This is a genomic window from Shivajiella indica (assembly GCF_042683085.1).
Taxonomy (GTDB): Bacteria; Bacteroidota; Bacteroidia; order Cytophagales; family Cyclobacteriaceae; genus Shivajiella; species Shivajiella indica.
Genome location: NZ_JBHUIV010000010.1, coordinates 951,258 through 966,828, shown reverse-complemented (window position 1 = coordinate 966,828; position 15,571 = coordinate 951,258). Strand labels below are relative to the sequence as shown.

Here is a 15,571-nt window from a genome sequence, read left to right as displayed (position 1 = left end):
AATTGTAAATCAATTATTGTTCTATGAAAAAAATTTTGATAACAGGTGGGGCCGGATATATCGGTTCACATACTGCAGTATCTTTGGTGGAGGCTGGATTTGAGCCCATTATTATTGATAACTTTTCAAACTCTGAAAAATCGGTTTTAGCAGGTTTAAAGAATATCCTGGGGAAAGAAGTCGTCTGTTATGAAGGTGATTGTATAGATAGGGATATGATGGAAAGAATTTTTTCTGAGAATGACTTCAAAGGTGTGATCCATTTTGCTGCTTTTAAGGCAGTAGGAGAGAGCACCCAACTTCCGTTGAAATATTATTCCAATAATATTGATTCCTTGTTGATTCTTTTGGAAAAAATGGCAAAATACGGCGTCAAAGACCTGGTTTTTTCATCTTCTTGTACTGTTTATGGACAACCTGACGAACTTCCTGTGTCAGAATACACCCCAAGAAAGGAAGCGGAAAGCCCTTATGGAAATTCAAAAAAAATCTGTGAGGATATATTAAGGGATTATTTCAAGAGTGGGGTTAATTCGAGGATTATTTCATTGAGATACTTCAACCCTGTAGGGGCCCACCCAAGCGGCGAGATAGGGGAGTTGCCGTTGGGTGTACCTAGTAACCTTGTTCCATTTATTACCCAAACAGCTGCAGGATTAAGGGAAAAGCTTACTGTTTTTGGTGATGATTATGATACTCCTGACGGTAGTTGTATCAGGGATTATATTCATGTCATGGATCTGGCTGATGCCCATGTAAAGGCCTTGGAATTTTTATTCAATCAAAAGGATAATTTTTATGATATCTTCAATGTAGGTACAGGAAATGGAAATACCGTATTGGAAGTAATCCATACCTTTGAAAAAGTCAGTAAACAAAAACTCAATTATAGTATTGGCCCAAGACGTCCCGGGGATGTCGAGAAAGTATGGGCCAATACTGAAAAAATCAATTCATATTTAGGTTGGAAAGCCAAATATTCTTTGGAAGACTCCCTTAGGGATTCCTGGAACTGGCAACAGAAATTGAGGGAGAGGGGATAAATCCTGTCTTTCTGTCCACGAAAACTTCTTTGATGGCTTCCAGGTACCCGAAACCATGGCCCTCTGTCGGTTCAATGTAATTGCCTTCTAAATATTCATTCCAGCAACATATCATGATGGTATTTCCATTACTGGATTGATATTTTTCAGAAATTTCCCTGGCATCTTCAAGCTTTGCCTTAAAAGTGGCTTTGGTACTGTGTACCCTGTCTTTTTCCGGTTCAGAAGGAAAGCCTGTCTGTTGTGGCCAGGTTCCTCCCATGGGCCGCATATCCCATCCCATAGCCACCGGAACTTGGTATTCGAAAGCGGGATCATTTTTATAATATTCACTCCATTTGTTCCAATGTCCTTCATAGGTTTTTCGCATGTCTGCGTAACTTTTGTTGTACTGCTGAAAATAGGAATGGTATACATAGGAGCTTAATCCTTCAAATCCCATTCCTTTTAATCTAGGTACATAATCCTGGAACAACAGGCGCTCGGTATAACTTCCACCTCTCCAAGGCTCTTTGCTGTTTTTAGCCTTCCATTTGGTCGGCATACCATATGGTTTTTCTACAGGCAACATGGCACCGGTGGACACTGCAATGAATTTGATTCCTTTCAAGCCATTTTTTTGAGCTAATGCTTTGGATCTGTCCAAGAGCTCTTTCATGGTAATACCATAAAACGCTGCTCTGGATTCGGTATCATGAGGGAAATAAAAATAGACAATAGGTCTTCCATCAGTATCCTTTAAATAATCCTTCCTTTTAAAATATTTATCTATCCAAAGTTGGGTAATCTTATCATGTACCTGTAAATACAGGGCTTTATCAGGACTTTCCCCAGGAAAATTTCTTCCGGCCTGAATACTGGCAGGTGAACCCAGATCCAGCCATGCCTGCCATCTTTCGTCGCTGTCATCGCACCAATTGATAGCCCATTTCATTTGTTTGTCAGCTGGAAGTTTTTCATTCTCCTGAAGTAATACCGTTAATTGTTCATTCCAAACCTCTACTCCGGGTACCGCAACTCGACCATCCCTATTGGGGTCGATCTTCCAACCTTCAGGATAATAGATTTTGGATTGGGGGCCGAAATACCGGTAGTAATAAAAATGCCTTCCAAAAAACCAATTATATGCGAAAAAATCTATCCCATAGCTCTTCATGTATTCCAACTGTTTTCGTGCTACTTTGGGATCATCTCTTTTATAAAATCCTCCCAAACTAGGATGTGGTTTTCTTTCCAAAAAAGGCCCCTCATAGCGGTATTGATTATTATAAATTCTTCCTCTAGGTCCCCAAATCGCTGGGTTTTTTAAATTGGAACAATCTTCCCTGCCTGTTAGACATGACCAAAAACTATCGATATCCTTTTTTGGATCAGAAGAGGTATTCCAAGAAGGCATAAAATAAACCCCCACTAGTTGTGTTTTTCCATTATTATCCTCTTCAAATCGGGCTCCTTCAATTGTAGAATTTTCTTCTGGCATAAAGACCGGCTCAGCAGGTTTTGGGGCTTCCTTTTCCTTTTTTGTACTTTCATTCATTTGCTTAACCTTTTCTTCACAACTTACCGGATCGATTGCAAAAAAGGCAAATAGGAGGATAATTGAAGAAAATAGTTTCATACAAAAAGAGATTAAGTTTAAATAAATCATTTCCAATAACGAATATAAAAAAACCGTGATGGAAATCCCATCACGGCTTATCTTATTTTTCGGGGTTTTTCTTATTTTCTGGAAATGGCTTTTTTGGCAGCTTTTACGATATTCTCAGCATTCAATCCATATTTCTCCAACAGCTGGGTAGGAGTTCCTGATTCTCCAAAGGAATCATTGACTCCAATGTACTCTAAAGGAGAAGGTAAATTTCTGGCCAATACCTGGGCAATACTGTCACCCAAACCACCATTGATCTGATGCTCTTCCGCTGAAACAGCACATCCTGTTTTTTTCACAGATTCCAAAATCGCGGCTTCATCCAAAGGCTTGATGGTATGGATATTGATTACTTCTGCTGAAATACCCTCTTCTCTCAACATGGCTTCAGCTACAATTGCTTCCCAAACCAAATGTCCGGTTGCGAAAATGCTCACATCTTTTCCCTCAATCATTTTTACCGCTTTGCCGATTTCAAATTTTTGATCAGCAGGAGTAAATATAGGCCAACTGGGTCTTCCAAATCTTAAATAGGCAGGTCCATGATGGTCCACCAAAGCCAAAGTGGCTGCCTTGGTTTGGTTATAATCACATGGAACGATTACAGTCATATTGGGCAGCATTTTCATCATTCCCACATCTTCCAGAATCTGATGGGTAGCCCCATCTTCTCCCAAGGTAAGTCCGGCATGGGAAGCACAGATCTTGACATTTTTCTCAGAATAAGCGATTGACTGGCGGATCTGATCGTAAACCCTTCCGGTAGAAAAGTTTGCAAATGTGCCAGTGAAGGGTATTTTTCCTCCTATGGTCATACCAGCAGCCAAACCAATCATGTTGGCTTCTGCTATCCCTGTTTGAAAAAATCTTTCAGGAAATTCTTTTTGGAAAGCCCCCATTTTCAGGGAACCAATTAAATCAGCACATAATCCGACCACGTTCGGATTTTTACGTCCGGCCTCTAATAAACCATCCCCAAAACCAGAGCGTGTATCTTTCTTTTCTGTAAATGTATATTTTAAATCCAAAGTCTTTTCCATTTTAATAATCTCCTAATGTTTCCTCTAATTGTCCCAAGGCATTCTCAAGCTGTTCATCATTTGGAGCAACACCATGCCATTTGTGCGTACCTACCATGAAATCCACTCCATATCCCATTTCAGTATAAAGGAGAATAACCACAGGTTTGCCTTTACCTGTAAGACTTTTAGCCTTTTCCAATCCTTTCAATACTTCTTCAATATCATTGCCTTTTTTGATATCAATTACCTCCCAACCAAAAGCTTCATATTTGGCATGTAAGTTTTTCAAATCCATCACCTTCTCAGTAGGTCCATCAATTTGCTGTCCATTGTAATCAATGGCAGCAATAAGGTTGTCCACTTTGTGGTGGGCAGCGTACATGGCCGCTTCCCAAACCTGTCCTTCCTGTTGCTCACCATCTCCCATCATGACATAAACCAAATGATTGTCCTTGTTCAGTTTCTTGGTTTGGGCGGCTCCTATGGCAACAGAAAGCCCCTGTCCTAAAGATCCTGAAGCAATGCGTACACCTGGCAAGCCTTCTTCTGTGGCAGGATGTCCCTGAAGTCTACTGCTGATCTTTCTAAATGTTTTCAATTCTTCAGTACTGAAATATCCTGTTCTTGACAATACACTGTACCAAAGTGCTGAAACATGTCCATTGGATAAGAAAAACAGGTCTTCACCTTGACCATCCATGTTGAAGTTGCTATTATGTTCCATTTCATAGAAATATAAGGCAACAAAATATTCAGTAAGACCTAAAGCTGCTCCAGGGTGTCCGGATTGTACCGCATGTACCATGCGCAAACAATCCCTTCTGACCTGAGAACAGATTTTTTTGAGTTGATCGATAGATTTTTTTTCCATTGGTTTGGAATTATTTGAGAATTTGATTTGTATGTTCTTTTGTGTTTACTTTTTCAATGATTTCAGCCAAATTCCCCTTTTCATCAATGACAAATGTCGTCCTTGCAGTTCCCATATATTTTCTTCCATACATGGACTTCTCTACCCAGGTGCCATAGGCCTCATGGACTTTCAAATCCTCATCAGCTAACAAAGTAAAGGGGAGGCTTTGTTTTTCAATGAATTTTTGATGGGATTTCTGTGAATCTGAACTTACTCCTAGAACTACATATCCAGCCTTTTGCAATGCTTCATAATTATCTCTAAGATTACAGGCCTGTGCGGTACATCCTGGAGTATTGTCTTTTGGATAAAAATACAGGACAACTTTTTTTCCTTTAAAATCTGACAATTTAACCAAATTTCCATTTTGGTCTTTAGCTTCAAAATCCGGAGCTTTTTTTCCTACTTCTAATGACATAATTTAAAATTTTTTGGTTGATAATTATTTTATTACGGTACTGAATCGGGACTCATTCCCGGCCATATCCCGCACTAATAATAAAACTTCCCCAAGGAATGGTTGTTTATCCAATTTTTCGGACCAAATCACATTTTGTTTGTGTTCATACCGCATCAATACCCACTTTCCATCCACAAAGGCCTCAAAATCTTTGATTCCTGACTTCTGATCTCTGATGATAAACCTCAAATTTTCCCGATTGACCCTAGCAGCTTGTATTGTTGGAGGAATAATATCTTCATCCAATACAAAAGTACCAAAATTTCTGGTTTGGAAACGGATATGTCCGGATTCCCATTCACCACCAATAAAAGATTTCCGTCCATTATCTGCTTGGAAATATACATGAACTTTACTTTTATCTCCAAAGATTTCGGGACTCTTCCACAAAACTTCAATGTTTCCCTGTAGAAATTCCTGACTATTGTTAACTGTGATACTGGTGTTGTTTTTTTTCTCCACTTTTAGAAAAAGATCATCCAATAAGCTGTTTTCTGAAAAATTGATTTCAACATCGGCATTGGCAAAGGATATTTCCTCCCCAAAAGGGATTTTTTTCAAAACATTTGGCTTGATCATTTCATTGCACAAGTCTACGGAATCAGGGATTCCAAAATTCAGATCCCATAAATAGGTCCTTTTTCCATTTGCCACATAAGCTGGCGGAAGATCCATTTCATAACCATTTACAAAGACTTTTGCTACATTACCCCAATAGGAAACTTCTGATTGAATCACCATGACCTCTCTATCATAAGTTATTCCTTTTCCGGGAACCGATGATGAGGTATTGGTTTTAGGAAAGTGTATGATTTCTTCTCCCTCAACCCGGAAATCAAGAGATCGGACATTGCCAAAGTAATCTCTCATATTGACCCTAAACTGCCTCCTTTCTCCCGGATTGGCTGAAATTATTCCTGCAGAACCCGTGTTAGGTTCATAAATCTGCAAAGGGTTATTATTATAAGGATATAATCTGGTAAATCTGTTCTGGTGGGTATGGGTTAAAAAATACCGGCCGATATTGAAATCAATATGGTCTATATTAATTCGGAAAAGTGTTTTTTCGCCTTCCATTAACTCATAAATGGGTATTCCAAACACGTTATTTACACCTTCCATTCTATCAATTGCATAGATCTCCAATCCAACATTACCCGAAATTTTCACCTGATCCCGAAGTAAATATCTGTTCCCCTCCATGACCGGAGTAAATTCCTGCCTTTGAAATTTTCCGTTTACCCTGGATTCATAATCCAATGGTCTGACAGCAACCCGATAAAGCACAGGGGGAGTGTTGTCCACCACCTCTCTGAAACCAAATGAAAAAGGATCAATGGCCCTGTCAAGACTATCCCTGATCTCGAAATGAAGGTGAGGTCCGCCCGAGCTGCCTGTATTACCTCCATATCCTATGATTTCACCTCTTTTTACAGGAAACCAATCAGGATCCGGAAAAAGCTCTAATTCATTTTTCCTATTTTCATACATTTCTCTTCTCATTTTATCCATGATTTTGGGAGAGAAAGCATCGAGGTGGGCATAAACCGAGGATTGACCATTTGGATGTTTGAGATAAATCACATTACCATAGCCAAAACTTGAAACTTTTATCCGGGAAATATAGCCTTCTTCAATGGCCAAAATGGGTTCTCCATTTACCCCTCCAATTTTTACGTCAATTCCCGAATGGAAATGATTGGGGCGGATTTCTGAGAAATTCCCGGAAAGGAAATTCTTTTCTCCCGGCCTGACAGGGAATAAATAGGTAGGAGCCGGAATCTCATCCCGGAGATTGACCTGTATGAAAGAAGAAAAGAAAAGTAATAAGAAAAGAAGATGTTTACTTGACTTCAAAATCCAATAGTTTTTTATCCTCAATGAAACCTTCCAAATGATCGCCAATTGAGACTTTCCCTACACCCGCAGGAGTTCCTGTGAAAATCAGGTCTCCTTTTTTTAGGGTAAAAAATTGGGATACATATTCGATAATGGTCCCGAAGTCAAACAACATCATCCCTGTATTTCCTTTTTGCTTCAGTTCTCCATTTATATTTAAATGGAAATTGATGTCATTAAAATCTTTGAATGTGCTGACCGGAAGGAAGTCGCCGATAGGTGCGGATCCATTGAAAGCTTTGGCAATTTCCCATGGCAATCCTTTGGCTTTACACTTATCCTGAAGATCCCTTGCCGTAAAATCTATACCCAGACCAATTTCATCAAAATACCTGTTGGCAAATTGCTTTTGAATGTATTTCCCTTCCTTACAGACTTTGAGGACCAATTCTACTTCATGATGGATATTGTCCGAGAAGTCAGGATGATAAAATGGAGCATTGTTTTTAAGTAAAGCTGTATCCGGTTTTAAGAAAACCACTGGGGCAGAGGGACGTTCATTTTTCAGTTCCTCAATATGTTCCGCATAGTTTCTTCCAATAGCAATTATCTTCATGGTGAAAGGGGTATTTTTGATGGGGCAAATAAAGCGATTTTTTACTGAATGGCATAAGAATACTCTTCCTCTGGATGAATGATCCTTAGGAACGGTAATTGCCTAAATATATGAATGGAAGGACACAGACACTTAATTAATCATGCCTTTTTCCCTCCAATACTTTGAAAACATGGAGTATGGCAGGGAAAATAGCATCCATTGATTCAGCTGCACCTTTGGTCGAACCTGGGAGTGCCAAAACCAAAGATTTCCCTATTTGACCAGCCACAGATCTGGATAACATAGCCATGGGCATCCTTTGCTGTCCATAAGACCGGATGGCCTCCTCAATTCCTGGGATTTCCCTTTCTATAATGGGTCTTAGGGCATCAGGTGTCACATCCCTTGGGGATAACCCAGTTCCTCCTGTGAATACAATCAACTTCACATTCTCCTTAACAAATTTTTGGGCGAGATCTTGTATTTGTTTGAATTCATCAGGAATGATTCGATAGTCTTTGATCTTGACCCCGAATTTTTCAAGTTTTTCAATAATAATTTTACCTGCCCGATCTTCTTTTTCTCCCTTTGAAATAGTGTCGGAACAAACTATTACAGCTGCATTGATAGCCATTCCATCGGTTTTTAAGAAATCAGATTTACCTCCTTTTTTCTCCAAAAGCTTTATCTGATTAATGCTGATTGCCTTGTCGATAGGTTTTAACATATCGTACATGGTCAGGGCCACAACAGAAGCCGCATGCATGGCTTCTACTTCCACACCTGTTTTGTAAATGGTATGGATCTCTGCATGCACATATATTTCCAACCCTTCAATTCTGTAAGAAATAGAAGTATATTCTATGGGTAAAGGATGGCAATCCGGAATCATATCTGAAGTCCTTTTTGCTGCAAAAAGTCCGGCAACCTTGGCCATTTCAAAAACATCTCCTTTTGGGACTTTCTTATTGATAATGGCATCAATTGTGGCTTGTGAACTCACGCATACAATTGCCTGGGCAATGGCTTTTCTTAATGTAGGGGATTTATGGGTTATATCGACCATTCTTTTAAGTTAAAAATATAAAGGTTGAAGGACGTTGGATGTATATATTAATTGATTACTAGTTCTTAGAATTTAATCTTGTGAGTTGAATTTTGTAATTTGTAATTGAGAATTTATCATTACCCATTACCCATTGGTATTTTCTTTCCAAACAGATTTATCATTATCAACCAGCTCCTTGCCCCAGATGGGCAATTCTTTTTTAATGCGTTCCACTAGTTCCTCACAGGAATCTATGGCGGCTTTGCGGTGTTTGGAGGAGGTGAAAACAAACAAACAGATTTCGCCTGTTTTGACCTCCCCAAGACTATGATAGATATGCATACAGGATAAAGGATACTTTGAAAAGATGTCTTCCCGTATTTCAAATGCCTTCTCCAAAGCCATGTCCTCATAGGCAGTATATTCAATAGCCCTGACGCTTCCTCCTTCTTTTTGGTCGGCCCTTACCTGTCCAAGGAAAATGCTATGGCCTCCAATTTCTGTTTTAGTACTATGATTGGCGATGGATTTGGCAATTTTTTCTGGTGAAATTGCTCCTTGAACAAAAATGTTTTTCGGGGTTCTATTAGGTTCCATAGGGTACTTTATTTATGGGAGATTGGGGTGCTTCTATCCCCCCCTTGATTGAATATATATTTTTTCCGGTTAAGGATTTTTTCAGGATTTGGACAGCTTTCAAACTCCTGATTCCACTTTGACAAAATAAGAAAATAACTTCAGCCTGAATGATTTCCCTTTTCGGAAAATGGATTTGAGAAAGGGGAATTTCCAAAGGATTAAGGATTTCCAACCTTGGTTTTTCATCCAAGTCTCTTACATCTATCAATAAAGAACCGGAATTATTTTCAATTTCATTTAAGGCATCTTCCCAACCTATACTTTCCTCTGCACCGCAAACCAAAGCATAATCCATTTCACGGAATTCCTTTACTGTTTTAGGCATCTTTTCCCTTCCTTCTAAATTAAGGCTTAATTGAAGTTTATAAGTCTCATTATTCAAAAGGTTGTAATACAGCATTTCATCCTCCAGAATTTGACCATAGCCCGTGAGAAATTTAATGGCTTCAGAGGCTTGTAAAGTACCCATTATTCCGGGTAATACGCCCAAAACACCTGTTTCACTACAATTGGGTATTTCATAAACTGAAGGGGGATTGGGATAAAGATCCCTGTAATTCACGGAACTTTCACCCTTGGCATTCAATAATGCAACCTGCCCCTCGTTTTGGAAAATAGCCCCAAAAACCAAAGGTTTTTTCAATAAGCAACAGGCATCATTGACCAAGTATCTGGTCGGGAAATTATCTGATCCATCAATTATCAGGTCATAAGAAGCAATGATCTCAAGGGCATTTTGATTGGAAACAAATTCAGGAATACAATGGAATAAAATATCCGGGTATTTTGATTTTAGTTGATGGGAAGCTGATTCTGCTTTGTTGTGTCCGATATCATTCTCTCCGAAAAGCACCTGTCTGTTCAGGTTGGATATAGACACCAAGTCCCCGTCCATTATTCCTATGGTACCGACTCCAGCAGCCGCAAGGTAGAGTAGGGCTGGGCTTCCAAGACCTCCTGCACCAATAACAAGTACTTTGGAATTTTTCAATTTTTGTTGCCCTTCTTTTCCAAAGCCCTTCAAAATATATTGTCTACTGAATCTTTCCATTTTATCAACCTCCAGAAAAAGGCGGTAAAAGTGCCACCTCTGCACCGATCGGAATTTCGGTATTTCCTATAGCCTGTTTTTTATTTATGGCAATGCTGAATTTTAAATGCTGTAATTCAGGATATTGTTGATGGAGAAAACCAATCAAAACATCTGTATTTGGCATCCCTTCCAAAACTAACTCCTTTGCTTTGATTTTTTCAGCGATCAATCCAAAAGCAATGACTTTGATCGAGGTATTTATTTTTTCCATGATTCAATTTTTTTCTGACATGATTCCATGAATTCACATTTTCAGATTAATTGCTTCTTCCAACAAGGAAAGAATTCAGGTTCCAGATAGCTAATTTAACCAATTCTTTCTATTGAGGTTAATCAATATGAACATCACCAGGAATAAACGGGTATTTTTGTGCCTGCTGACAAGTGTTCAACATCTTCATGCACCTCCGCAATACAATTTGCTGATCCAAAAGAAATTAGGTTAAAAGATTCCTGACCAGGTAGAATTTCAAGTACCCCATCTTTTATTTTTGCCTTTAAGAAGAAGGTTAAACCCTGTTTTTTTCGGAATTCTCTATCTAATGGAAAATAACCCAAGGGTTCCCATGGATTTTCCTTTCCTATCCAGTTTAACAAACAGGGTTTAACATATTGGTTGAAACAGGTCAGGGTAGAAGCCGGATTTCCAGGTAATGCGAAAATCCACTGATTGGACCTTTGCCCCACGAAAAGAGGTTTACCTGGTTTTTGTTTTACTTTATAGAACAATTCTTTTACCCCGGCTTTTTCCAAACCGGACTTCACATAGTCAAAATCCCCCACAGAAATTCCACCTGAAATAATGAGTATATCATGTTTATTGATGAAAGCATCAATGGTTTTTTGAAGTTGTATCGGATCATCCACAGCTTTGGCCAATTCAACATGTTTGATTCCAAATTGATACAAATAAGACTGCAATACCGGTCCATTGGCATCATATACTTTTCCAAATTCAAGTGGATTTCCTACATCTTCCAATTCATCTCCAGTCAAGATAATTCCAACACTTGGGGGGGTAAAAACAGGAATATTCCCTATACCAACAGAGGCCAATAGTCCAATCATTCCGGGAGTGATGGCCGCTCCTTTTTTTGCAATTAAATCCCCCGCTCGATTCTGTGCCCCCTGCTTTCTTAAATTGGAACCTTTAACAAATTTTTCAATATCGAAACTTAAATGATCACCTTCCAATTTCACCCATTCCTGAGGTATGATGGTATCGGCACCTTTTGGAACCGGCGCACCTGTAAAAATCCGGATGGCTTCATTTTCTTCTAGGTTAATTCCCTGCATTTCCCCAGCCCTGATTTTTGTTTCCCGCCTAAGCTTCCTGATCGGATGAGTGTCATTCCAGGCAATTGCATAGCCGTCCATGGCTGAATTATCAAAAAAGGGTATATCTAATGGAGATTGAATATCTTTTGCAAGGAATAATCCCAGAGATTCCACCAAAGGCATTTCCTGTATTTTTCCTCTGATAAAATGTGATTGGAGTAGGTTTTTTGCCTGTATTACTGAAATCATATCCACTGGCTTATCCTCCGATCTTGATCATACTTCTGTTTTCGATTTTATCGGCTTCAGTTTTTTGGTAGTTTGGACTGAACTGCCCCCCCAACATGGCATGTTTTCTTTTGACAGAAAGATGGATTAATGGTAATATATCCTCTCCTTTTCTTAAAGTTCCTAAAAGATCCATTTCTTCTTTTCCAAAAAGGCAGTTTTTCATTTTACCATCAGCCGTTAGACGCATCCTGTTGCAATCACCGCAAAAGTGCTCGCTCATTGTGGTGATAAAGGCAAAGGTGCCTTCATGCCCCAAGACCTTATATTTTTTGGCGGTGTCATGACGTTCATCCTGTAACTTAACCACCTCAAACTCTGATTTTACCATCTCCAGCATCTCCCTTGCAGTGATTACTTTCTCGCTTTTCCAATGGTTACCTGAAAATGGCATGAATTCTATAAAACGAACATGCAAGGGAAGTTTTTCTGTGACTCGGACAAAATCACAAATTTCTTTTTCAATAATGCCATTTAGGGCAACGGCATTTATTTTTACACGGAAACCTTTATCCAATAACAATAGGATATTGTCCCAAACTTGCTGAAACTGATCCCTTTTGGTGAGCTTGAAGAAAGTTTCTTTGTTGAGAGAATCTAAACTGACATTAAGGCTTCGGATTCCGGCCTCTTTAAAAAGTTCAATATGCTTTTGGACCAAAACCCCATTCGTGGTTAAAGTAAGTTCCACAGGTAATTTGGACAAAGTTCTGACGATTTCAGGAAATTCCTTCCTTACTAAGGGTTCACCCCCTGTTAGTCTGATTTTGTTAACCCCAAGATCCACAAAAATTCTGGCTATTTTCTCAATCTCTTCTGTGGACATCAAATGGGAATTGGGGAGGCACTCAATCTGCTCATTGGGCATACAATAGGCACATCGGAAATTACAGCTGTCCGTCAATGAAATTCTCAGGTAGTTATGTATCCGTTGGTATTGGTCAATGAGCATGGTTCGATTAATCTTTAATAAATGAAACCCTAATATCGTAAAAGCCTTTTGAAATCAATAATCCGACTGAAAGAACGGTAGATTAAATTCAAGGGTTCCGACCTCTTTGTTGAGAAAAGCCGTCCAACTTATTTGGACGACTTAAAATTTATTTTGTTTGGGGTTTTTCCCTTTGTATTTCCAACATGTCCACAGGAGGAGGGGTATTATCTCCTAAGAGATGCTGGACATAATAATCTCCCATTCTCCAAAAGAAATATTCAGTCATATCTCCAAAACCATGTCTCTGACTTGGAAGGATAATAAAGTCAAAACGTTTGTTCGCTTTGATCAGGGCATTGGCCATTCTTATGGTATGGGCAGGATGTACATTATTGTCCACATCTCCTGTTACAAGTAATAGCCTGCCTTTTAGGTTTTTTGCCAAGTCAGGATTTTTTTCAATCTGGTAAATAAAGGTAGTATCTCCTTTAGCTGTTACCACTTCTTTTACCCCGTGGTGTTTTTCCGACCACCATCTGTTGTAAATGTTGTTTTCATGATTGCCTGCAGAAGAAACCGCGACTTTAAAGAAATCCGGATATACCAACATAGCAGCTGTTGACATAAAACCACCACCTGAATGTCCGTGAATTCCCACTCTGGATTTATCAATAAATGGATGTCTGTCCGCTAATTGCTCAATGGTGGCTTTTTTGTCAGCCAAACCATAATCCCTCAAATTCCCATAGCCATAATTGTGATACCATTTGGATCTTCCCGGATGTCCTCCCCGGTTTCCTACTGTCACCACAATGAAACCAAACTGAGCCAAGCGGTCAATTCGGTCCATTGACCTGCCGAAGGATTTGTTGACGGCTTCTGTTTGGGGGCCCGGATAAACATATTCAATGATGGGATATTTTTTGGTACTGTCAAAATCAAAGGGTTTGTACATGACTCCGAATAAGTCAGTGATTCCGTCGTCAGCTTTCACTTGAAAAGGTTCAGGAAACTTATAACCTGCTGCAAAAAGAGAACTTAAGTCAGCAATTTCCAGATCCATGACTTTCCTGCCCATGGCATCATGCAAAACAGATGCAGGAACTGTATTGACTCTGCTGTAATTGTTGACAAAATAGGTGGCTTTATCATTCATGGAAACTGCATGATTAAAGTCTCCCTGGTTCATAATCGTGATGGTACCCCCATTTAGACTTACTTTGTATAGGTGCTCATAATAAGGATCTTCCCCTTTTTCTTTACCGTTGGCAGTAAAATAAAGGAAACGTCCTTCTTCGTCCACCCTTACAATGTTTTCTGAATGAAAAGGTCCTGAGGTCAGTTGTCTTTTTAGGGTTCCGTTTAAATCATAGAGATAATAATGTCCCCATCCATCCCTTTCAGACCAATGGATCAATTCTGTTCCATTGTTGATGATTTCAGGTTTTTGGATTTCAATATAGGTGTTGCTCCTCTCCTCGATAATTACCTCTTTTTTGCCTTCTTTAATATTCCAGCGGTTGATATCTATGCGTTTCAGGTCCCTTGAAGTAATGGAGAAATAGAAATAATCATTGTTTCCCAACCATTTTACCGGTTTGAAGTCATCATCTCTATTGGAAGCAGGAATATTTTCTGACCACAAACCGATAGTTTGGTCTTTGAATGTTGAAACATCCAAATTGGACATTTCTCCAGTAGTAAAAGAATAGTGGTACAATTCAGCAATAGGCTGTTCTTTCTCTCCTGGCATGGCATATTTGTAAGTCTCCAGGGTAGGTCTTGGATCCCTGGTATTATGGATCACCCAAAGATCCTTTACTTTCCGGGAATCATTCCTGGTCAAAATGAACTGCTTGGAATCCGATGACCATAACACATTGGCCCTTTTACGGTTATCTTTGTTCTTCTCTTCTTCAACATTATCTTCTCCCCGGCCAAATCCCCCATAACTGTAATCTTTCTCCCCATCAGAAGTCAATCGCTGTTCCACAATAGTGCTGTCTTTTTCATCCTTCACCGCTTTCAGAAAATTCTCTTTATCCATCCAAAAAAGATTCTCGTTTTTTGCAAACACAATCTTGGAAGAGTCCGGTGAGATATTGGCCCAGGAAAGTCTTTTGGCTTCTTCCTCAGGATCTATGATTTCTGTCAAAGTATGGGTGTTAATATCAAAACGGAATACAAATGTTTTCTTTTCCAAAGAATCCTTCGCATTTCTGTTTTTTGACTTGATTTCCTCCCAATCCTTTTTGATCACTTCCTGAGTACTTTTTATCTTGAACTGAATGGTATTCTCATCTTCCAGGAACTTCAAGTTACTGATCTCCAAATGTTGGCCATCAAATGGATCTTTTACAATTTTGGTTAATTCTGCAGCCAGTTTGTCTTTATCAAATAGCCTTGTTTTGTGCTTTGTTGCAGGATTGACAATGTACCAGTTTTTCCCCTCAGTGGTTTCATATTCATACCAGAAACGGTCGGATTTTTTTAGCCAATGGGCATCCACTTCAGTGGTGAAAATGAGTTTTTTTAGTTTTTCAGGGGAAAACCGGGCTGCTAATTCATAATTTCCCTTGGTATGGGCTTCTTGGGCTAGAATTTGTCCGATCCAAAAAAAGAGTAGAAATGGCAGGTAAATTTTGCGCATAGGAGTTTTAATTTATATAACGAATCTAATGCTAAGTTGATTTTTTGAATAACCGTTTATGGAAATTATCATCACTAAAAATTTAATTTAAAAGAATTAAATTCTTTGATTTGTAAAT

14 protein-coding genes are annotated in these 15,571 nt (G+C 39.1%); 1 reads left to right on the top strand and 13 read right to left on the bottom strand.

The window, feature by feature from the left end; genetic code table 11:
* Positions 1–23: 23 nt before the first annotated feature.
* Positions 24–1,043 carry a UDP-glucose 4-epimerase GalE gene (galE, locus tag ACFSKV_RS07525; RefSeq protein WP_380801329.1) on the top strand — a complete coding sequence of 340 codons (1,020 nt, stop codon included), beginning with the start codon at positions 24–26 and terminating at the stop codon, positions 1,041–1,043.
* Here galE and ACFSKV_RS07520 read toward each other — a convergent pair.
* The 13 genes from ACFSKV_RS07520 to ACFSKV_RS07460 form a co-directional block, all read right to left on the bottom strand.
* Positions 997–2,661, bottom strand: coding sequence for a glycoside hydrolase family 99-like domain-containing protein (locus ACFSKV_RS07520; RefSeq protein WP_380801328.1), 1,665 nt, complete (start codon positions 2,659–2,661; stop codon positions 997–999). The genes galE and ACFSKV_RS07520 overlap by 47 nt on opposite strands.
* Positions 2,662–2,762: 101 nt before the next feature.
* Positions 2,763–3,731 (bottom strand): transketolase family protein, encoded by a 969-nt coding sequence (locus ACFSKV_RS07515; protein ID WP_380801327.1) that lies wholly within the window; start codon positions 3,729–3,731, stop codon positions 2,763–2,765.
* Position 3,732: 1 nt separating this feature from the next.
* Positions 3,733–4,584 carry a transketolase gene (locus tag ACFSKV_RS07510; protein WP_380801326.1) on the bottom strand — a complete coding sequence of 284 codons (852 nt, stop codon included), beginning with the start codon at positions 4,582–4,584 and terminating at the stop codon, positions 3,733–3,735.
* A gap of 10 nt (positions 4,585–4,594) precedes the next feature.
* A complete protein-coding gene (gene bcp, locus ACFSKV_RS07505) occupies positions 4,595–5,044 on the bottom strand; it encodes a thioredoxin-dependent thiol peroxidase (RefSeq protein WP_380801325.1) in 450 nt (149 codons plus the stop codon).
* Between the two features lie 24 nt (positions 5,045–5,068).
* Positions 5,069–6,943 carry a M23 family metallopeptidase gene (locus tag ACFSKV_RS07500; RefSeq protein WP_380801324.1) on the bottom strand — a complete coding sequence of 625 codons (1,875 nt, stop codon included), beginning with the start codon at positions 6,941–6,943 and terminating at the stop codon, positions 5,069–5,071.
* The gene (locus tag ACFSKV_RS07495) at positions 6,930–7,541 is read right to left on the bottom strand and encodes a fumarylacetoacetate hydrolase family protein (protein ID WP_380801323.1); all 612 of its coding nucleotides are present in this window, start codon (positions 7,539–7,541) and stop codon (positions 6,930–6,932) included. Before ACFSKV_RS07495 ends, ACFSKV_RS07500 begins: the two co-directional genes overlap by 14 nt.
* 136 nt (positions 7,542–7,677) lie before the next feature.
* Entirely contained in the window at positions 7,678–8,589 is a 912-nt protein-coding gene (gene moaCB / locus ACFSKV_RS07490) for a bifunctional molybdenum cofactor biosynthesis protein MoaC/MoaB (RefSeq protein WP_380801322.1), read from the bottom strand.
* A gap of 126 nt (positions 8,590–8,715) precedes the next feature.
* Positions 8,716–9,168, bottom strand: a complete 453-nt coding sequence (locus ACFSKV_RS07485; RefSeq protein ID WP_380801321.1) for a molybdenum cofactor biosynthesis protein MoaE — start codon at positions 9,166–9,168, stop codon at positions 8,716–8,718.
* Positions 9,158–10,261, bottom strand: coding sequence for a ThiF family adenylyltransferase (locus ACFSKV_RS07480; protein WP_380801320.1), 1,104 nt, complete (start codon positions 10,259–10,261; stop codon positions 9,158–9,160). The genes ACFSKV_RS07485 and ACFSKV_RS07480 overlap by 11 nt, the downstream gene beginning before the upstream one ends.
* Positions 10,262–10,265: 4 nt before the next feature.
* Entirely contained in the window at positions 10,266–10,514 is a 249-nt protein-coding gene (locus tag ACFSKV_RS07475) for a MoaD/ThiS family protein (RefSeq protein WP_380801319.1), read from the bottom strand.
* Between the two features lie 134 nt (positions 10,515–10,648).
* Positions 10,649–11,830, bottom strand: coding sequence for a molybdopterin molybdotransferase MoeA (locus ACFSKV_RS07470; RefSeq protein ID WP_380801318.1), 1,182 nt, complete (start codon positions 11,828–11,830; stop codon positions 10,649–10,651).
* A 10-nt stretch (positions 11,831–11,840) separates the two neighbouring features.
* The gene (moaA, locus tag ACFSKV_RS07465; protein ID WP_380801317.1) at positions 11,841–12,821 is read right to left on the bottom strand and encodes a GTP 3',8-cyclase MoaA; all 981 of its coding nucleotides are present in this window, start codon (positions 12,819–12,821) and stop codon (positions 11,841–11,843) included.
* A 148-nt stretch (positions 12,822–12,969) separates the two neighbouring features.
* Complete coding sequence (locus ACFSKV_RS07460) at positions 12,970–15,453, bottom strand: S9 family peptidase (protein WP_380801316.1); 2,484 nt, start codon at positions 15,451–15,453, stop codon at positions 12,970–12,972.
* Positions 15,454–15,571: the final 118 nt, after the last annotated feature.